The organism is Bifidobacterium sp. MSTE12 (assembly GCF_000513015.1).
GTDB lineage: Bacteria > Actinomycetota > Actinomycetes > Actinomycetales > Bifidobacteriaceae > Bifidobacterium > Bifidobacterium dentium.
In genome coordinates, this window is record NZ_AZYA01000007.1 from 308,819 (window position 1) to 328,971 (window position 20,153).

16 protein-coding genes are annotated in these 20,153 nt (G+C 59.4%); 13 read left to right on the forward strand and 3 right to left on the reverse strand.

Features of this window, described 5'->3' with window-relative positions:
• The first annotated feature begins 5 nt into the window (after nucleotides 1-5).
• The 11 genes from ftsE (at nucleotide 6) to sstT (ending at nucleotide 12,642) form a co-directional block, all read left to right on the forward strand.
• A complete protein-coding gene (ftsE, locus tag HMPREF1494_RS02175; RefSeq protein ID WP_034519079.1) occupies nucleotides 6-1,232 on the forward strand; it encodes a cell division ATP-binding protein FtsE in 1,227 nt (408 codons plus the stop codon).
• On the forward strand, nucleotides 1,232-2,155 hold the full coding sequence (gene ftsX / locus HMPREF1494_RS02180) for a permease-like cell division protein FtsX (protein ID WP_003837012.1): 924 nt from the start codon (nucleotides 1,232-1,234) through the stop codon (nucleotides 2,153-2,155). The genes ftsE and ftsX overlap by 1 nt, the downstream gene beginning before the upstream one ends.
• Nucleotides 2,156-2,273: 118 nt before the next feature.
• The gene (locus HMPREF1494_RS02185) at nucleotides 2,274-3,707 is read left to right on the forward strand and encodes a CHAP domain-containing protein (RefSeq protein ID WP_003837010.1); all 1,434 of its coding nucleotides are present in this window, start codon (nucleotides 2,274-2,276) and stop codon (nucleotides 3,705-3,707) included.
• 118 nt (nucleotides 3,708-3,825) lie between these two features.
• The gene (gene smpB / locus HMPREF1494_RS02190; protein ID WP_003837008.1) at nucleotides 3,826-4,305 is read left to right on the forward strand and encodes an SsrA-binding protein SmpB; all 480 of its coding nucleotides are present in this window, start codon (nucleotides 3,826-3,828) and stop codon (nucleotides 4,303-4,305) included.
• Between the two features lie 119 nt (nucleotides 4,306-4,424).
• On the forward strand, nucleotides 4,425-5,366 hold the full coding sequence (locus HMPREF1494_RS02195) for an ABC transporter substrate-binding protein (RefSeq protein ID WP_033489564.1): 942 nt from the start codon (nucleotides 4,425-4,427) through the stop codon (nucleotides 5,364-5,366).
• Between the two features lie 151 nt (nucleotides 5,367-5,517).
• A complete protein-coding gene (locus HMPREF1494_RS02200) occupies nucleotides 5,518-6,444 on the forward strand; it encodes an ABC transporter substrate-binding protein (protein ID WP_012901961.1) in 927 nt (308 codons plus the stop codon).
• A 36-nt stretch (nucleotides 6,445-6,480) separates the two neighbouring features.
• A complete protein-coding gene (locus tag HMPREF1494_RS02205; RefSeq protein WP_003842506.1) occupies nucleotides 6,481-7,464 on the forward strand; it encodes an amino acid ABC transporter permease in 984 nt (327 codons plus the stop codon).
• A 10-nt stretch (nucleotides 7,465-7,474) separates the two neighbouring features.
• Nucleotides 7,475-8,269 (forward strand): amino acid ABC transporter ATP-binding protein, encoded by a 795-nt coding sequence (locus HMPREF1494_RS02210; protein WP_003837000.1) that lies wholly within the window; start codon nucleotides 7,475-7,477, stop codon nucleotides 8,267-8,269.
• Between the two features lie 260 nt (nucleotides 8,270-8,529).
• Nucleotides 8,530-10,422, forward strand: a complete 1,893-nt coding sequence (glmS, locus tag HMPREF1494_RS02215; protein ID WP_003842500.1) for a glutamine--fructose-6-phosphate transaminase (isomerizing) — start codon at nucleotides 8,530-8,532, stop codon at nucleotides 10,420-10,422.
• A 9-nt stretch (nucleotides 10,423-10,431) separates the two neighbouring features.
• Complete coding sequence (locus HMPREF1494_RS02220) at nucleotides 10,432-11,226, forward strand: pseudouridine synthase (RefSeq protein WP_034519089.1); 795 nt, start codon at nucleotides 10,432-10,434, stop codon at nucleotides 11,224-11,226.
• A gap of 123 nt (nucleotides 11,227-11,349) precedes the next feature.
• A complete protein-coding gene (gene sstT / locus HMPREF1494_RS02225) occupies nucleotides 11,350-12,642 on the forward strand; it encodes a serine/threonine transporter SstT (RefSeq protein ID WP_003836992.1) in 1,293 nt (430 codons plus the stop codon).
• A 57-nt stretch (nucleotides 12,643-12,699) separates the two neighbouring features.
• Here sstT and HMPREF1494_RS02230 read toward each other — a convergent pair whose 3' ends face one another.
• Nucleotides 12,700-13,701: a LacI family DNA-binding transcriptional regulator gene (locus HMPREF1494_RS02230; protein ID WP_034519092.1), complete on the reverse strand. Its 1,002-nt coding sequence runs from the start codon at nucleotides 13,699-13,701 to the stop codon at nucleotides 12,700-12,702.
• 186 nt (nucleotides 13,702-13,887) lie between these two features.
• Here HMPREF1494_RS02230 and HMPREF1494_RS02235 point away from each other — a divergent pair, with 186 nt between their 5' ends.
• Nucleotides 13,888-15,960 carry a beta-galactosidase gene (locus tag HMPREF1494_RS02235; protein WP_034519096.1) on the forward strand — a complete coding sequence of 691 codons (2,073 nt, stop codon included), beginning with the start codon at nucleotides 13,888-13,890 and terminating at the stop codon, nucleotides 15,958-15,960.
• A gap of 489 nt (nucleotides 15,961-16,449) precedes the next feature.
• Entirely contained in the window at nucleotides 16,450-17,880 is a 1,431-nt protein-coding gene (locus HMPREF1494_RS02240; protein ID WP_003836975.1) for an ABC transporter substrate-binding protein, read from the forward strand.
• A 75-nt stretch (nucleotides 17,881-17,955) separates the two neighbouring features.
• On the opposite strand, the gene HMPREF1494_RS02245 is transcribed toward HMPREF1494_RS02240, so the two are convergent.
• Together HMPREF1494_RS02245 and coaBC are read right to left on the reverse strand one after the other, a co-directional pair.
• The gene (locus HMPREF1494_RS02245) at nucleotides 17,956-18,726 is read right to left on the reverse strand and encodes a type III pantothenate kinase (RefSeq protein ID WP_003836973.1); all 771 of its coding nucleotides are present in this window, start codon (nucleotides 18,724-18,726) and stop codon (nucleotides 17,956-17,958) included.
• 11 nt (nucleotides 18,727-18,737) lie between these two features.
• Nucleotides 18,738-20,033, reverse strand: coding sequence for a bifunctional phosphopantothenoylcysteine decarboxylase/phosphopantothenate--cysteine ligase CoaBC (gene coaBC, locus HMPREF1494_RS02250; protein ID WP_034519100.1), 1,296 nt, complete (start codon nucleotides 20,031-20,033; stop codon nucleotides 18,738-18,740).
• Between the last annotated feature and the right edge of the window lie 120 nt (nucleotides 20,034-20,153).

Consider the following 20,153-nt stretch of genomic DNA (forward strand, 5'->3'; position numbering starts at 1 on the left):
CCACGATGGCGCTGATCTCGCTCGATCACGTAAGCAAAGTCTATCCGAAGGGCACGCGTCCGGCATTGGATGATATCAACCTCTCCATCAATCGAGGCGATTTCGTCTTTTTGGTGGGCGCATCCGGCTCCGGCAAAACCACGCTGCTGAGCCTGCTGCTTCGTGAAGAGGAAGCCACGGATGGCGAGATCCGCGTCGCCGGCAACGATCTGAGACGGCTGGCCCCACGTCAGGTCCCGTTCTACCGTCGTACCATCGGCTTCATCTTCCAGGATTACAAACTGCTGAACAACAAGACGGTGTGGGAGAACGTCGCCTTCGCGTTGGAGGTGATCGGCACAAGCCGGTCCACCATCAAGTCGCTGGTGCCGAAAGTGCTGGAGACGGTCGGTCTGACCGGTAAAGAGAACAGCTATCCGCATGAGCTTTCCGGCGGTGAGGCCCAGCGTGTAGCCATCGCACGCGCCTATGTGAACCATCCGCAGATCCTGCTTGCCGACGAGCCTACCGGCAATCTCGACCCGACTACGTCGCTGGGCATCATGGAGGTGCTGGACGCCATCAACCGTACCGGCACCACCATCGTGATGGCCACGCACAACGAAGAGATCGTCAACTCCATGCGCAAACGCGTGGTCGAACTGCATACCGGGAAAATCGTGCGCGATGAACAGCAGGGATCGTACGATTCCGCGCTGTACTTCCCGGACGCCGAAGTCGAATCCAAATCGCATCAGGCGTTGGGCACGTCCGATAAGGACCAGCGGTATCGCGCCCCCAATGCCATCGAAACCGGTTCGCAGGTGGATGTGGAAGGCGAGACCCGCGTCGAGACCGCGGCGAATGCCGTCGACGCCATCACACAGACGCTGAGTTCCGGGGCAGGGGACGAAGGCATCGCCCGACTGGCCAACTCCGTGCATTCCGGACGTACCGGACGATATGGCGATGCCTTCGCCTCTCCGGAAGACACCATGACCTGGGGCAAGGGTCTCAAGCTTGACGATATCGACGGGTCTGAAGGGCAGGCCGAAGCCGTGAGCGAGCCTCCCGCACCGCCGACGTCGGTAAAATCCGAGACGTCTGCGGAATCCGAGGTGACCGCAACGACCGAGACTGCCACGGCAGCCGAAACACCGGGAGAGAACGAGACCCTGAATCCTCCGGCACCGCCCGCTCCATCCAGCGATGCCGCCCAAGAGGCGGAAGAAGTACACAAGGAGGACGACTGATGCGCCTGCGCTTCATTCTTTCCGAAACCTGGACCAGCCTGACCCGCAACGTGTCGATGATCATCTCCGTGATGCTGGTCACCTTCATCTCCTTCCTGTTCATCGGTGCTTCGGCCCTCATGCAGGTGCAGGTCACCGAGGCGAAGGGCGAGTGGTACGACAAGGTGGAGGTCGTGGTGTGGCTCTGCCCGGATGGCACCAGCCAGGCCGCATCCTGTGCCGCCGGCACGGCACCGACCGATCAGGAGATCGTCGATCTCGAGAACCTGATCCATCAGGAAGCAGGCAAGGTCGTTTCCAAGATCACCTATGTGAGTCGTGAGGACTTCTACAAGAACACCTTCCTCAAGCAATACCCCACAGGTACCTATCAGGGCCGTACGTTGACCGCCTCCGATATGCAAGCCTCCCTACGGCTGAAACTGAGCGATCCGACCAAGTATCAGGTCGTTTCCGAAATCCTCAACGGGCGAACCGGCGTGGAGGAAGTGCAGGATCAGCGCAAGATCTTCGATCCGGTGTTCTCCGTACTGAACCGCGCCACCGCGGTGACCATGGTGCTTGCGGCCGTGATGATAGTGGTGGCCATCATGCTGACCGGCACCACGATTCGTATGAGCGCCGCCTCGCGTAAGAACGAGACCGAGATCATGCGATTGGTCGGCGCTTCCAATTGGACGATTCGATTGCCGTTCGTGCTGGAAGGCGTATTCGCCTCATTCCTCGGATCGTTGCTTGCGGCCGGTGCGTTGAGCGGCATCGTGAAGGTGTTCATTACCGATTGGCTGTCGCAGACCGTGCAGTGGATGCCGTTGATTACGCAGAAAACGGTGTGGTTGGTCGCGCCCGCTTTGATTCTCGGTGCGGTCGCGTTGTCGGTCGTCGCCTCCAGCATTTCGCTGAGAAGGTACCTCAAGGCGTAGCGGCTCCCAAGGTTTTTCCGGCATGGTCCCAGGAAGTTTCATTACTTGGACTTCCAGCTTTCTTCTGTACAATGCCGAAAGAACGGTTGGTATCGGAAAGGCTTCAATGTCAAGGAAAATGGTTCAACGGGCACACGCCGTCACCGGCATGCTGCTGGCCTCGGCGATGCTGTGCGCTACGGGGATGGCGGTCATGGTGGCGCCCGCACCGCAGGCCCGTGCGGTGAGCGTCTCCGAATATCAGAACAAGGTTGCGGATCATGCGAAGCTGAAAGCCCAGCTTTCCGGCGTAAGCAGCGATCTTGCCGATACGATTCTGCAGCTTGCGGATCTCAACGACAATCAGATTCCGGCCGCCGTCGAGGCCGCCGACGCCGCTCAGCAGGCGGCTCAGCAGGCGCAGAGCCTGGCCGATGCCACTGCGGAGCGACTTGAGGCGGCCAAGCAGGATAAGGCGACTTTGGAGGAGCAGATCGCGCAGACCGGCAGCGATTACGATGATGCCAAGGCCGCGGTGGCCCAGTTGGCACGTCAAAGCTTCCATGGTTCCGACGTGTCCGATGTGTTGGACGTGGTGACCAACTCGACCACGACGGACGAATTCGTGAACAAGATGCAGTCCGAAGCGGCGGTGACCCGTAGCGAAACGAACGCGGCGAGCGATGCCGCGAACGATCTGAACACATCGATGAATCGTGAGGAACGTCTGAGCGCCATCGAAGACAAGATCACCCAGCTCAAGACCCAGGCCGATGAACAGGCCGCCAGCGCCCAGCAGGCCGCCAGCGACGCCAATGCCAAGAAGGAGGCCCTGCAGCAGCTGCGCGATGAGGGTGCGGCGAAGCGTGAACAGCTGGAGGCGCAGAAAAGCCAATTGACCACGCAGAGCGCACGTGAGGCCGCGGACATCGTGGCCATGAAATCACAGATCGATTCGTGGAACAACCAGTACAACAGCGGCAATAGCGCCACGCCGAATCCAGGAAACAACCAGCAGCAGTCCGGCGGCAATTCCAGCGGCAACACATCGTCGAACAATTCCGGCACCAACACCGGTGGCAACGGTCAATCCACCAATACCAATACCGGTGGCAACACCAATTCGGGCAGTGCCAGCGGCATGGACTACTCCGTTCCCGGCAGCTGCCCATCCGGTTCCGGATACTGCTACGGGCATAACACCGGCAATACGGTCGGCGGCTCCGCCTATCCGGCACGGCAGTGCACGTTGTGGGCATACCTGCGGCGCTCCCAACTCGGGCTTCCCGTCGGGTCCTATATGGGCAACGGTGCCGAGTGGGCCAATACCGCGCGCAGCCTTGGCTATCTGGTGAACAATACCCCGCATTATGGCGCGGTCATGGTGTTCGCCCGTGGGCAGAGCGTCGGAGGTCACTGGACCGCCGATTGGCAATATGGGCATGTGGCCGTGGTGGAACGCGTCAATGCGGATGGTTCGGTACTGATCTCCGAAGGCGGCACCGGATTCTCCACGTTCCCCGCATGGGAGACGATCTCCAATGCGGGAGCCTATCAGTACATCCATTACTGACATATCGGTGAATGTCCTGTGGCCAAGCGTGCCGTTCGAATCGTCGGGCGGCACGCTTTCGTGATATTGTCTGTTGTTGCATCGCATCGCACCATGGGAAACCGGAAAGGAGGTCCGGATGGTCAAGGAACAGGGAACGAAACCGATCGCGCAGAACAAGAAAGCGCGGCACGATTACGCCATCGAGGACAAGTACGAGGCCGGTCTGGTGTTGACCGGCACCGAAGTGAAGTCGCTTCGTGAGGGGCGCGCATCGTTGGCGGAATCCTTCATCACCATCGATCGCCGCGGCGAGATATGGCTTGAAGGAGCGAATATTCCCGAATATCTGAACGGTACGTGGAACAACCATGCGCCCAAGCGCAAGAGGAAGCTTCTGCTGCATGCCGAACAGATCGCCAAGCTCGCACGGCAATCGGAAGCCAAGGGGTACACCATCGTGCCGTTGAGCCTGTACTTCAAAGACGGACGGGTCAAGGCGGAAATCGCGCTCGCCCGAGGCAAGAAGGAATTCGACAAGCGGCAGGCCCTGCGTGAGGAGCAGGACAAACGTGAGGCACTGCGTGCCATGCGCTACGCCAACAGGCAGGTCCGCTGACCACATTTCGAACATTTTGCGCAGGATTTACGTAGCTGTAGCAATGGCCTCTTATCGTGCCTGACATGACCCGGTTTGGCTGGGTCGGCTTGGCTGGGTCTTTAGAGAGAGGACTTGATATGGCATTCAGGAACATGAAGGCGTGCGCGGCGATTGCATTGAGTGCCGCAATGGTGCTGTCGATGGCCGCCTGCGGTACTTCAGACAAGGCGGATTCTTCCGCTTCCGGCGGCTCAAGCTCGTCTTCGAGCACCACCGGTTACGATGTCTCCGGCGTGAAGAAGGACGACGACATCGCCGCAATGCTGCCGGATTCGGTGACGAAGGACGGCAAGTTGTCCATCGGCATGGACACTTCTTACGCTCCGGCGGAATTCCTTGCCGAAGACGGCAAGACCCCCGTCGGCTTCGATGTGGACATCGCCAAGGCGTTGGCCAACATCTTCGGCCTGGAAGCGGATCCGGAGACCTCCAACTTCGATTCGATCATTCCATCCGTCGGGTCCAAGTATGACATCGGCATCTCCTCCTTCACCATCACCAAGGAGCGTATGGAGGCCGTCGACTTCGTGAGCATGTTCAAGGCCGGCTCCACGTGGGTCGTCAAGAAGGACAATCCGAATAAGGTGGATACCTCCAGCCTGTGCGGACTCAAGATCGCGGTGCAGACCGGCACCACCCAGGAAGAGGAAGTCAACGAGGCCCAAGAGCAGTGCAAGGCCGACGGCAAGCAGGACATCCAGATCCTGTCCAACAAGCTGCAGACCGATGTGACCACCAACGTGGCCACCGGCAAGGCCGACGTGTTCTATGCGGACTCGCCGGTCGCCGGCTACGCCATCGCGCAGACCGAGGATACGCTGGAGGCCCTTGGCGAGGATGTCGGCGTGACCAAGGAGGCCGTGGCCATCAAGAAGGGCGATTCCGACACTGCCAAGGCCGTGCAGGCCGCCCTGCAGAAGCTCATGGATGACGGCACCTACATGAAGATCCTCAAGCATTGGGGCGTCGAATCCGGCGCCATCGACAAGGCCGAGATCAATCCGACCGATCTAAGCTGATTCCTCCGATTCCCGCCTCTGGCGGGGGAGGAAATACTCACGTAGCATTACTGCCTTATCGTACCCATTTGGGATACTGGGGATTCGTTGCTTCGGGAAGCGATGAATGTTCGGTAGAAGAAGAGAAGACAGAAGAAAGAAGAATACGATAATGGCAGTGAAATTCAAGTCCATGGCGGCCCTCGCGCTGAGCGCCGCCATGTTGCTCTCCATGGCCGCCTGCGGCACCACCGACAGCGCCGATTCCAGCGCCTCGGCGAGTTCATCAAACACCACCACCGGCTATGACGTCTCCGGCGTCCAGAAGGATGACGAGCTGGCCAAGCTGGTCACCGAAGGCACCACCGTCAAGGACGGTGAGCTGTCCTCCGGTATGGAACTTTCCTACGCTCCGGCTGAATTCTATGCCGAAGATGGCAAGACCCCGGTCGGCTACGACGTGGACATGACCAAGGCCATCGCCCAGGTGCTGGGCCTGAAACCGAAGATCGTCTCTTCCATGTTCGACACCATCATCCCGTCCATCGGAACCAAGTACGATCTGGGCATTACCTCCATGACCATCACCAAGGAACGTATGGAGTCCGTGGACTTCGTCAGTTATTACCGTGCCGGCTCCACCTGGGCCGTGCAGAAGGGCAATCCGAAGAAGCTCGATGCCTCCGACATGTGCGGCGCGAAGATCGCCGTGCAGACCGGCACCACCCAGGAGGATGACGCCAACGACATCGCCAAGGGATGCAAGGCCGACAACAAGGCCGAGGTGCTCTCCTATAAGCGTCAGGCCGAAGCCGCCACCGCCGTGGCCACGGGCAAGGCCGATGCCTTCTACGCGGATTCGCCGGTTGCGGGCTATGCCATTTCGCAGACCGACGGCCTTGAAGCTCTCGGTGACGTGGAAGGCGTCGCCAAGCAGGGCATCGCCATCGAAAAAGGCAACGAAAAGCTGGATGAAGCCGTGCAGAAAGCCCTGCAGAAGCTTATGGATGATGGCACGTACATGAAGATCCTCAAGCATTGGGGCGTCGAATCCGGCGCTCTTGACAAGGCCGAGATCAATCCGACCAATCTCGACTGATTCCGGCGCAAGCGGAGACAAAAGGAAGTCAGCATCATGGCGAAGAAACAAGTCGACGGCGACGGCCTCGATATTCCGAATCGCATCAAGGCGTTGCCGGTCAGGCGCACCGGTCCGATCGTTGCGGCCGTCATCGTCGCGCTGTTCGCCGCGATGCTGGCGCAAGGCCTGATTACCAACCCGCGTTTCGAGTGGAACGTGGTCTGGAAGTATCTGTTCAACGAGAATGTGCTGGAAGGCATCAAGTACACGCTGTTGCTGACGGTCATCTCAATGGTCATCGCCATTGTCCTTGCTGTGGTTCTGGCCGTGATGCGCAAATCCATCAACCCAGTGCTTCGTGGCGTGAGCTGGTTCTATATCTGGTTCTTCCGTGGCACCCCTGTGTACACACAGTTGGTGTTCTGGGGCCTGTTCGCCGTGCTGATTCCGCGTATCGGCATCGGTATTCCATTTACCTCCATCGAATTCTGGAGCGTCGACTCGCAGTCCGTCATCACCGCATTCAACGCGGCGTGGCTCGGTTTGGCGCTGAATGAGGCCGCCTATCTGGCCGAAATCGTGCGCGCGGGTCTGGAAGCCGTCGATCCGGGCCAGACGGAAGCCGCCAAGGCTTTGGGCATGAAGCGTTCTCTGATCATGCGCCGCATCGTGCTACCGCAGGCCATGCGCATCATCATCCCGCCGACGGGCAACGAATTCATCGGCATGCTCAAGACCACGTCGCTGGTCAATGCCGTGCCGTTCACGTTGGAATTGCAGTTCGCCACCACCGCCATCGCGACCCGCCTGTACAAGCCGATCCCGTTGCTGATCGTGGCCTGCATCTGGTATCTGGTGATCACCTCCATCCTGATGATCATCCAGTCCCGCCTTGAAAAGCACTTCGGCAAGGGCTTCGACGCACGCCCCGCCGGTGCCCGTGGCAAGCAGACCCCGCTTCCGGGCAAGACCGAAGGTGAGCCGCAGGATGACATCAACAAGCAGAACGAAGCCACGTTCGCTGGCATGAACGCGTGAGGGAGTGGCAATGACTGAAACAACGATTGATGGTGTCGTTCCTGCAGTGAAGGCCACGCAGGTACATAAGGCCTTCGGCAGCCTGCACGTGCTCAAAGGCGTTGACATGACCGTAATGCCGGGAACCGTGACCGTGATTCTGGGTCCTTCCGGTTCCGGCAAATCCACTTTCCTGCGCCTGATCAATCAGCTTGAGACGCTGACCGGCGGCGAAATCGACGTCGACGGCGAGATGATCGGCTACAAGTATGTCGACAAGGGCGGTCGGCAGGTGCTACAGACCTTGAATGACAAGGAAGTGTCCGTGCAGCGTTCCAAGCTGGGCATGGTGTTCCAGCGGTTCAATCTGTTTCCGCATATGACCGCGCTCGAAAACGTGATGGAGGCGCCGGTCCGCGTCAAGCACATGGGCAAGAAGGAGGCCCGCAAGCTGGCCATTCAGGAACTGGAACGCGTCGGCATGGGGGAGCGTCTTGACCACTATCCGGCACAGCTTTCCGGCGGTCAGCAGCAGCGTGTGGCCATCGCCCGTGCCCTTGCCATGAAGCCGGAGATCATGCTGTTCGATGAGCCTACCTCCGCACTTGATCCGGAATTGGTGGGTGAAGTGCTCAACGTCATGCGGTCGTTGGCCAAAGCGGGTATGACGATGGTGGTCGTGACCCACGAAATCGGCTTCGCTCGCGAAGTCGCCGATCAGGTCGTATTCATGGACGGCGGCGTGGTCGTGGAGCAGGGCGGCCCTGAAATCATCGACAACCCGCGGGAGCCGCGTTTCAAGGACTTCCTGCAGCACGTGCTGTAAGACGGTTCGAAGGCTCAATCGCAACCTCCCAAACTGCCGACGCTGACAGGCTGATAAGCGTCGGCAGTTTGGAAGGTTTCGCATTCTGCCGACGCTGACGGGCTGTCAGTGTCGGTGGTTTGGGTGATTCTCCAATCTGCCGATGCTGACGGGGCGGTCAGCGTCGGCAGATTGGATTTTTGCGTTCATATGGCAAAGGTTCGTGAGAACGAGGCGGTTCGTTTCGTGCTTGACACCATCAACCGATAGGCTAGGTATCTATGTGTGGAATCGTAGGATATGCAGGAAACGTCAAGACCGCGTGCGGCAAGCCCTTGGAAGTATGCCTTCAAGGACTGCAACGTTTGGAATACCGCGGTTATGATTCGGCCGGTGTGGCGCTGACCGCGCCCGACATGGGCCACGTGGAAGTACGTAAGAAGGCCGGTCGTCTCGCCAATCTGGTGGAAGACGTCGAACGCAATCCGATGCCGCTGGCCACCGTAGGCATCGGCCACACCCGTTGGGCCACCAACGGCGTGCCGAATGACGTCAATGCGCACCCGCATACCTCCCGTGACGGTAAGGTCGCCATCATCCATAACGGCATCATCGAAAACGCCTCCCAATTGCGTCTCGACCTGCAGACCGAAGGCTACCATTTCGCCTCTGAGACCGATACCGAAGTCGCAGCCAAGCTGCTTGGCAAGATCACCGACAAAATCATCGAGGAGGAAGGCGGGCCCGACCTGTTCAAGGCCGTGCGCCGTCTCGCACGGATGCTTGAAGGTGCGTTCACCATTCTGGCCACCGACTGCCGACAGCCGGATATCGTGGTCGGCGCACGCCATGATTCGCCACTTGTGGTGGGGCTCGGTGAAGGAGAGAACTTCCTGGGTTCCGATGTGGCCGCATTCGTGGCCTACACCAAGCGAGCCATGGAAATCGATCAGGATCAGGCCGTCATGGTCTCCGCCGACAAGGTGGTCGTCTCCGATTTCATGGGCAATATCGTGCCCGATCCGAAGATCTACACCGTGGATTGGGATGCTTCCGCCGCCGAGAAGGGCGGATGGGACTCCTTCATGGACAAGGAGATCCATGAGGACCCGGCCGCAGTGCAGCGCACGTTGCTAGGTCGTCTCGACAAGGATGGCAACCTGAACCTCGATGAGGTGCGCATTGACGAACATGACTTCAAGGCCATCGACAAAATCATCGTCATCGCCTGCGGTACGGCGGCTTATGCCGGCATGGTGGCCAAGTACGCCATCGAACATTGGGTGCGCATCCCGGTCGAAGTGGAGCTCGCCCACGAATTCCGCTATCGTGACCCGATTCTTACCCCGCGCACGCTTGTGGTGGCCATCTCGCAGTCCGGTGAGACCATGGATACGCTGATGGCGTTGCGTCACGCCCGAGAACAAGGTTCCAAAGTGCTGGCCATCTGCAATACGCAGGGGGCATCCATCCCGCGTGAATCCGATGCGGTGCTCTATACGCACGCCGGTCCGGAAGTGGCCGTGGCCTCCACCAAGGCGTTCGTGGCGCAAATCACCGCAGCGTACGTGCTTGGCCTGTATCTGGCGCAGATCAAGGGTGCGATGTTCCGCGACGAAATTCAGCAGACGCTTGACTCCCTCAAGGACATGCCGCGTAAGATTCAGTGGGTCCTCGATACGCAGACCAAGGCCGTACATGATGCGGCCGCACAAATGGTCGATGCGAAGTCCTTCCTGTTCCTCGGCCGTCACGTCGGCTATCCGGTAGCCATGGAAGGCGCGTTGAAGCTCAAGGAGATCGCCTACACCTTCACCGAAGGCTTTGCGGCAGGTGAATTGAAGCATGGACCGATCGCGCTGGTCGACGAGGGCGAGCCGGTCGTGTTCATCGTGCCGCCGGCACGCGGACGCAACGTGCTGCACGCCAAGGTCATTTCCGGCATCGAAGAGGTCAAGGCGCGTGGCGCGTATATCATCGCCGTGGCCGAAGAGAACGATCCCGATGTGGAGCGATACGCCGACGTGGTGTTCTGGCGTCCGGCATGCCCGACGCTGATGAGCCCGCTTGTGGATGTGGTGCCATTGCAGCTGTTTGCCATGGATATGGCCAAACTCAAGAACTATGACGTGGACAAGCCGCGCAATCTCGCCAAGTCCGTCACCGTCGAGTAGTGGCGACGTATGGTTCCGTCGGAACCCGGCAGGGCCTCGCAGGAAGAGGTCGTGTTGCGTCAGGAGCGCAGACATAGATATGTGATTGCGGAACCTCATATTCCTTTCGAATATGAGGTTCTGTATGAGGATGACGGCATCATCGTCATCGACAAGCCGCATTTCCTCGCGACCACGCCGCGCGGCATGTGGTATCGCGAAACGGCGCTGATACGGTTGCGCGAGAGGTACGGCGAACCGGATATCGTCCCGGCACATCGGCTGGATCGGTTGACCGCCGGTGTCGTCGTATTCGTACGCAAACCGGAATTACGCGGTGCCTATCAGATGCTGTTTCAGGAACATAGGACCGTCAAGACCTACGAATGTTTGGCGCCGCTCGCCCCTGTCGTACGACCGCGGTACGGCACCGTCACGAGAATCGATCGGAATCAGCCGTTCCCGCTGGTACGCAGATCGCATATCGCGAAAGACCGAGGTAGGTTGCAGGCATACGAAATACCGGCGGCCGTCAACGCGGAAAGCCTGATTGAGCGCGGCGACAATCCGCGCATCATCGATGGCAACGTGGCGATCAACTACGTCTTGCATCCCAAAACCGGCAAAACGCACCAGTTGCGCGTACATATGAATTCGCTGGGGCTGCCGATTCTCGGCGATGATTTCTATCCAGATGTCATCCAGCGACCGTATGACGATTTTTCACGGCCATTGGAGCTGGTGGCGCGCAGGCTGGAATTCGACGATCCGGTAACGGGAGAATCCCGCGCGTTCGTATCCAACGCATTGCTCGGCGACGCGTGAATCTCATGGTGGGCGTGTCTTCCGTTGTGGACATGGCCTTTTCCCGACGCAAACGTGACGGTAGGATGATTTTCTGCTTGACGGTCGGGTGGAACACCGGCCGAGAACACGAGAGAGAAGACTATGAAGCATATTTCAGGAGCGGCCAAAGCCGTCATCGACAAATATAATGGCACGGAGCTGATCATCCGCATCATTGTCGGCCTGATTGCCGGCACCATCCTTGCCCTGATCATGCCGCACATGACATGGATCGGCGAATTCGGCACCTTGTTCGTCAATGCCCTGAAAGCCATCGCCCCGATTCTGGTGTTTGTGCTCGTGGCCAGCGCACTCGCCCAAGGCGCATCCAAGCTTGATCGCCGTTTCGGCACGGTGATTTTCCTGTACCTGTTCACCACCTTTCTGTCCGCGGTCGTAGCCGTGCTTACTTCCCGTGCCTTTCCGCAGACCCTGTCGTTAGGCAAGGCGGCCAAGGCCGATGTGGTGCCGCAGGGCCTTGCCGAAGTGGTGCAGACGCTGTTGACCAACATCGTGTCCAATCCGATTCAGGCCATGATCGATGGCAACTACATCTGCATTCTCATGTGGGCCTGCCTGTTCGGCCTGGCCATGAAGGCCATCGCCACCGAAAGCTCCAAGGCGTTCATGGCCAACGTGGCTGACGGCGTATCCCAGGTGATTCGTTGGGTCATCAACCTCGCTCCGTTCGGCATCATGGGCCTTGTGTTCACCAATGTGGCCGATAACGGTCTCGCAGCCTTCACCAAGTACGGCTCGCTGCTTCTTCTGCTTGTCGGCACCATGCTGCTCATGGTGCTTGTATTCGGACCGCTGGTCATCTTCATCTACCTGCGCCGCAATCCGTACCCACTGGTCTACCGTTGCTTCAAGGAATCCGGCGTGACCGCGTTCTTCACCCGTTCCTCCGCTGCGAACATTCCGGTCAATATGCAGCTGTGCGAAAAACTCGGCCTCGATAAGGACATATATTCCGTATCCATTCCGCTGGGCGCCACCATCAACATGAATGGTGCCGCCGTGACCATCACCGTCATGGCCATGGCCGCTGCGAACACGCTCGGCATCCAAATCTCTCTGCCGGCCGCCATCCTGCTGTCCGTGGTCTCCGCGCTTGGCGCATGCGGCGCTTCCGGTGTGGCCGGCGGTTCCTTGCTGCTCATTCCGATGGCTTGCTCGCTGTTCGGCATCAACAACGACATCGCCATGCAGGTGGTGGGCGTCGGCTTTATCATCGGCGTCATTCAGGATTCCGTGGAAACCTGCCTGAACTCCGCCTCCGACGTGGAATTCGCGGCTACCGCCGAATACCACTCCTGGCTCAGGCAGGGCCGCCAGTTGCCGGCCTTCATGTATTCCAAGAAGGAGCGTCAGCGGCTCGGCATCGAAGCGTAAGCGAATATATGCCGATCTCCCATCCGGTTGTCAGGCATGTTGCGTTGTGGTCTTACCTTACCTGACCGAAGCGCGTTCTATGAGGGTGGTTGCGACGGTCCGCCTGGTGTTGGCGGGCACGAGGCCACCCTCGCATTGTCTGATAATCATGTCGAAGGCCTGACGTCCGATTTCGGTGAACGGCATGCGCATGGTGGTTAATCCCAGCCTCGGTACCATGCCGACCAGTGAATCGTCCACGCCCATCACGCTCACGTCTTCCGGAACTCGTTTACCCGCGGCCTGTAGCCCAAGAATCGCACCGTAGGCCATCTGGTCGTTTGCGGCATAGACCGCCGTGCAGTCGGGCTCGTTCGCCAGTGCGAGGCCGGCCTGATAGCCGCTGTCGGCGTTCCAGTCGCCCCTATATAGCGGTGGAATGGCGATTCCCGCCTTCCGTAACGCATCCTGCCAGCCCTGCTGACGGATGCGCGCCGCGCGAGAGACGACCGGTCCGGCAATATGGTAGACCGTGCGATGACCGTGCTCAAGCAGATATTCGACTGCGGTTTTGGCGCAGCCGTAGTTGTCGGCGTCGATGGTGGGGCAGTGGGCGGCGGGCTCCTCTGCGATGATTACCACAGGCAGTTCCTTGTCCGGCTCGTAGGTGTTGAAGTCATCGATGTATTCCTGCAGTACGACGATCACGCCGTCAACGGGCAGCTGTCGCATCCGCTCGACGGCTGACTGCAGCGTATGGCCGTTGCCTTTGACGATGCGCTGCACGGTCACCGCATATTCCTGTGATTGGGCAGCCTCGGCAATGGCATTGAGGATTCGCGAGTCGCCATAGGATGTCATGTCGAACAGAACGACGCCGATGTTCTGAAAACGGCCGTGTTTAAGCGCACGTGCGGCGGCGTTCGGCCTGTAGCCGAGTTTTGCCATGGCCTCTTCGACGCGTTGGCGTGTTTCCGGTTTGACGGCTTTGCCGCCGTTGGCCACGCGGGATACGGTCTGTGCGGACACGCCGGCTTCCGCGGCGATGTCCTGCATGGATACGGATCGTGAGCGTTCCATTATTGCGTTCCATTGTTGGTTTAGATATGTTTTCGTAATCATTATAAAGGACTACAGTGCAAATGTGTCATGCGCTGATTTGCCGAGTATCTCTTTGATGCTAGAATGATAACGCAAACATTTTGGCTGTCGACGCTGGTTCAAGCGGTGCGGACGGCCTTGCATATCGTTACGAAGGAGTGATTCATGGCTCAGCGCAGAGCACATCGTTGGCCCAAGCCGTTGTCGGGTCGGTCGGAACGCATCTGGTACGGAGGCGATTACAATCCGGATCAGTGGCCCGAGGACGTATGGGATGAGGATATCCGCCTGATGAGGCAGGCGGGCGTGAACCTGGTGTCCGTGGGCATCTTCTCCTGGGCGCGGATCGAGCCGGAGGAAGGCGTGTATGACTTCGGCTGGCTTGACCGCATCATCGACAAGCTCGGCAAAGCGGGCATCGCCGTGAATCTGGCGTCCGCTACCGCTTCGCCGCCGATGTGGCTCACCCAAGCGCATCCCGAGGTGCTGTGGAAGGACGAGCGCGGCGATGTGTGCCAGCCGGGCGCCCGCCAGCACTGGAGACCTACCAGCCCCGTGTTCCGTGAATACGCGCTGAGACTGTGCCGTGCAATGGCCGAACATTACAGGGGCAACCCGTATGTGGTGGCTTGGCATGTGAGCAACGAATACGGCTGCCACAACCGGTTCGACTATTCCGAGGACGCCGAGCGCGCGTTCCGACAGTGGTGCGAGGAACGCTATGGCACGATCGAGAAAGTGAACGACGCGTGGGGCACCGCGTTCTGGGCGCAGCGGATGAACGACTTCTCCGAGATCATCCCGCCGCGTTTCATCGGCGAGGGCAACTTCATGAACCCGGGCAAGCTGTTGGACTTCAAGCGGTTCAGCTCCGACGCGCTCAAGGCGTTCTACATGGCGGAACGCGATACGCTGGCCGAAATCACGCCGGATCTGCCGCTGACCACCAATTTCATGGTCTCCGCGAGCGGCACCGGATTGGACTATGACGATTGGGGTGGCGAGGTCGACTTCGTATCCAACGACCACTACTTCACTCCGGGAGAGGCGCATCTGGACGAGCTGGCGTTCTCCGCGTCCCTAGTGGACGGTATCTCGCGCAAGAACCCGTGGTTCCTGATGGAGCATTCCACCTCGGCGGTCAACTGGCGTCCGATCAACTACCGCAAGGAACCCGGGCAGTTGGTGCGTGACTCCCTGGCGCATGTGGCGATGGGTTCGGATGCGGTGTGCTATTTCCAGTGGCGGCAGTCGAAGGCGGGCGCGGAGAAGTTCCATTCCGCGATGCTTCCCCACGCTGGTGAGGACTCGCAGGTGTTCCGTGACGTGTGCGAATTGGGTTCCGACCTGAACGCGCTGGCGGACAACGGACTGCTTGGCACCAGGCTGGCGAAATCCCGTGTGGCCGTGGTGTACGACTATGAGTCCGAATGGGCAAGCGAACACACCGCCACCCCAACCCAGAAGGTCCGTCATGTCGACGAGCCTCTCGCATGGTTCCGTGCGCTGGCGGACAATGGTGTGACCGCCGACGTCGTGCCGGTACGTTCGAATTGGGACGAGTACGAGGTGGCCGTGCTGCCGAGTGTGTACATCCTTTCGGAGGAGACCACGCGCCGTGTACGCGAGTACGTGGCGGGCGGCGGCAGGCTGATTGTCACGTATTACACGGGCCTGTCCGACGAGAAGGATCATATCTGGCTTGGCGGCTATCCGGGGTCGATTCGTGATGTGGTCGGCGTGAGGGTCGAGGAATTCGCTCCATTGGGGGACGATTGGCCGGGGACTCCCGAGTACCTCGATCTTGACAACGGCACGACGGCGCATGATTTCGCCGACGTCATCACGTCCGTGGGCGAGCATGCCACCGTGATCGCCTCGTTCAAGGATGATCCGTGGACGGGAATGGACGGACGTCCCGCAATCGTCGGCAACGCATATGGCGAGGGATGTACGGTGTATGTCGGGGCCCGTCTGGGCCGTGATGGCATTGCCAGGAGCCTGCCCATGATGTTCTCCTCGTTGGGCGTGGAGGTTCCCGAAGCGAGCGAGCCGGGGCTGTTACGTGTCGAACGCGTCGACGAGGCGAGCGGGGCGCGCTTCGTATTCCTGTTCAATCGCACACATGCCGTGATTGAAGCCATGCAGGATGGCCGGCCGGTCATCGCATCTCTTGCCGATGTTGGCGATGGCAAGGTGACGGTGCGGCCCAACGGCGTAATCGTGCTCAGGAAGTAACACAGGCCAATCACATATAGCCGTCGGCAGGTTTGGGTTTCCTTAAACTTTCGACGGCTACGTGCATCTGAGCGTCGGCAGTTTGGACAACCATCCAATCTACCGACGCTCAAGTGGCCTAGGCGTCGGCAGTTTGGATGACTGCCCAATCCGCCGACGCCTAGGTGGTTCTGAGCGTCGGTAGATTGGATGGTTGCCCAAACTGCCGACGGGGAGCGGTCCTATGTGTGGAATTCCACGGCGGCACAGCTGATTGCCGGCAAGGTGGACGAGATGGCGCCGTCCATGCGACTTCGCAGATGCGGCGTGACTTACCGGAGTCATATCATGTTATCGTGAACAATGTTGAGATTGCAACATTTTGCAACAATCTTACGTTCATGGAAAGATGTCATAATCTTTGGCAAATCTCTACCGTAACGCGATTGAGTACCCATCATCCTGACGTACACTCGAAACGTATTGCGAATGAGGACATCACAACACAGGATGAGGGGAGCGGGCGTGAGGCTGAAGCTGGTGAAACGACTGGTCGCTGTCTGCTGCGCCGGCATTATGGCGGCGAGCGCCGCGGCCTGCGGAGCCAGCCAGGATACCCGTACCGAAATCACCGTATGGTCGTGGGAGCCCAGCATGAAGTCGGTGATCGCAGGTTTTGAAAGGGAGAACCCCGACATCCATGTGATTTGGAAGAACACCAGCGGGTATGACAAGCTCAACAATGCCATTCAGGATGGTTACGGCACTCCCGATGTGGTGCAGCTCGAGTACTATGCGCTACGGCAGTATGCGGTGAGCAGCCAGTTGGTCGACATTACCGATCGGGCCGATAACTATCAGGATTTCTTCACGCCTGGCACTTGGTCATCGGTGCAGCTCAACGGCCGCATCTACGGACTGCCGATGGATTCCGGCCCGATGGCGTTCTTCTACAATGAGGATGTGTTCGAGCAGGCCGGAGTAGACGCTTCCAAGATTCGTACGTGGGACGATTATTATGAGGCGGCCAAGAAGCTCAAGGAAATCGGCGTATACATCACGGCGGATTCCGGTGACGCCAGTTTCTATGATGCGATGATCTGGCTGGCTGGTGGCCGTCCGTTTTCCGCGTCCAACGATGGCAAGAACGTGAGTATCAACCTGACCGATGATTCGGGCACGAGAAGATTCACCGAATTCTGGCAGAAAATGATCGATGAGGGGCTGGTCAACACCAGTCTGAGCACTTGGTCCGACGGATGGAAGGAAGCCGTGGGCAACGGCACCGTTGCATCCATGTTCTCCGGAGCGTGGATGCCGTCATTGCTGATGTCGGATCTGCCCGGTACCGCGGGCCTATGGCGTGTATCCCAGATGCCGACCCCGGATGGCAAGGCCGCCACGGCGGAAAACGGCGGATCGGCGCTCGCCGTGCTGCAGCGTTCTCGTAAGCCCGAAGCGTCCTATCGGTTCATCGAATACGCATGTCATGAAGCCGATGGCATCAAGACGCGCGTGGATGGTGGAGCGTTTCCGGCCGACAACGATACCCTGTCCGATGCGGAATTCCTCAGCAAGACCACGGTGACCGATGACCGGGGCATCGAAGTGCCGTATTTCGGCGGGCAGGAATATAACAGGGTGCTTTCCCAAGCCGCCGAGAATGTGACGACGGGCTACCAGTATCTGCCTTTTGAAGTGTATGCGCGAAGCGACTTCCGCTCCACCGTGGGCAAGGCCTACAAGTGGGCCACGTTGCTGCGTCGCGAACAGGATAGGCTGAACATCATTGCCGCCGGTGGTGAAACCGACGCGTCCGGCATCGGCGACGCCTTGAAGAACACCGATTCCTCCGACCGGCTTAAGCTGAAAAGCGGCATTGCGCTGTGGCAGAAGGATCTGAAGGAGTACGGCAACAATCAGGGCTTTACCATTCAGTAGGCTCAGTAGGCCGAGCATGCGGCCGCATGTATGGGAGGCGGCGGATCGGTCGCTCCGGTCAGGGCCGATCCGTGCTTATCGTACGTTGCGTTCGTAGATGTGCAGCATGCCTTTGAAGATGAGTTCCGGATCGTAGATGTCGATCATATCGGTGTCATCGGCGAACACGCGGCTTAATCCGCCGGTCGCCACCACGCGGAAGTCCTCGTCGATCTCACGATGGAACTGCATGATGGTGCGTTCGATACCGCCCAGGAAGTTATAGTACAGGCCCGCCTGCATGGCGGGTTTCGTGCTTGTGGCGAGAATCGACTTCGGGCGCGTGATCTCCACCTCGGGCAGCTGTGCGGTCGCATCCCATAGCGCCGCCGCGCCGGTTCGGATGCCCGTGGTGATGAGCCCGCAGATCACCGACGCGTCGGCCGTCACATAGTTGAACGTGGTGGCCGTGCCGAAATCCGCCACCAGAATCGGTCCGCCATACTCGTAATATGCTCCCGCGCAGTCGGCGATGCAGTCGGCACCCATGCTTTTCGGATTGTCTATGCGGATATTGATGCCGGTTTTGACGCCCGGACCCACGATCATCGGATCGATGTCAAGGAACTTCACGATGCTCGCGCGGAACGAATGCATGACCTTCGGCACCACGGAGGAGATGATCACGTCATCCACATCCCCCGGCGCGAAACCGCTCAGTTTAAGGAATTGCGTGATCATCAGACCATACTCGTCGGAGGTATGGTTCGCCTTCGTGGTGATGCGGTACGTGCCTGCGATCCTGCCATCGTGGATGAATCCGAGCACGACGTTGGTGTTGCCGATGTCCACTGCGATCAAAAGCATGCCAAACTCCTTTACGATTCCTGGGGACCCTGTTCGCCGGCCACGTCGACATGCAGTCCGGCAAGTTCCGTGAGCATACGTTCGGCCAGGTTCCGTTTGCTCATCTTCTGCCAATGTTCGATATGAGGCCGCTCCGGAATCGATCCCGGCCGAAGCACGGTCACCACATTCGTGTCGGCGGCAAAACCGGCGCCCGGCGTGCGCAGATCGTTCGCGACCAGCATGTCGCAATGCTTGGAAGCGAGCTTTTTCGCCGCGTTGCCTTCAAGATCCTGCGTTTCCATGGCGAAGCCGCACAACGTCTGCCCGTCGCGTTTGTTGGCGCCCGCCCAAGCGAGAATGTCGGGATTCGACACCAGTTCAAGCGTAATGCGCTCGCGTCCGTTTTTCTTGATTTTCTCGGCGGACCGCTCGGCCGGACGGAAGTCGCCGACGGCCGCGGCCATGATGGTGATGTCGGCATTCGCAAACGCATCCTGCACGGCCCGGAACATCTCCTGGGCGCTCCGCACGTTGACGACATCGACGCCATGCGGCGCCTGAAGCGAAACCGGTCCGGACACCAGCGTCACCTTCGCGCCCATGTCCCGCGCCCGTTCGGCGATGGCATAGCCCATCTTGCCCGTCGAATGATTCGTCAGATAGCGTACCGGATCGAGCGGTTCCTGCGTAGGACCAGCGGTGACCAGTACGTTGCGTCCCTTCAACGGCAGCGAATTGTCCGGAAGATCGCCGTGCAACAGATCCGCCACGGCCGCTTCGATGCCGGCCGGCTCCTCCATACGTCCCTTGCCGATGTCGCGACAGGCAAGCATGCCGGATTCCGGCTCCACGATCGTCCAGCCAAGTTCCCGGCACGTCTGCAGATTGCGTTGCGTCACGGCATTGGCATACATGTGCACGTTCATGGCGGGGCATAGCACCTTCGGGCCCTCGTCATAGGCGAGAATCGTGCTCGTCAGCTGATCGTCGGCGATGCCGCATGCGATTTTCGCAATCGAATCGGCGCTCGCCGGCGCCACCACCAAAATGTCGGCCCACTTCGCGTCATCCACATGATTGATCTGCGTGGAGTGCATAGCCGTTGCGGAAACATCGCCGTCAGTACGCTGGGCGGCGAACATCGCCGTGCGTGTCGGCGTATGCGTCAGTGACGTGAACGTCAATGGGGTGACGAACTCCTGCGCGGCCGCGGTCATCACCACACGCACCTCATGGCCCTGCTTGCTCCAGTCGGAGGCGAGATGGCAGGCCTTGAAGGCGGCGATGCTACCGGTGACCCCAAGAAGAATACGCGCAGTGGTCATGGCTTCACAGGTCCTTCCATAGAGCGAGCCGACGACGAGGTCAAGTATATATCGAAGCGGATGCGGCCGCGGGTACGCCGAGCGGTAGAATCAGACAGTGGTGATCGACCCGGTATGGGC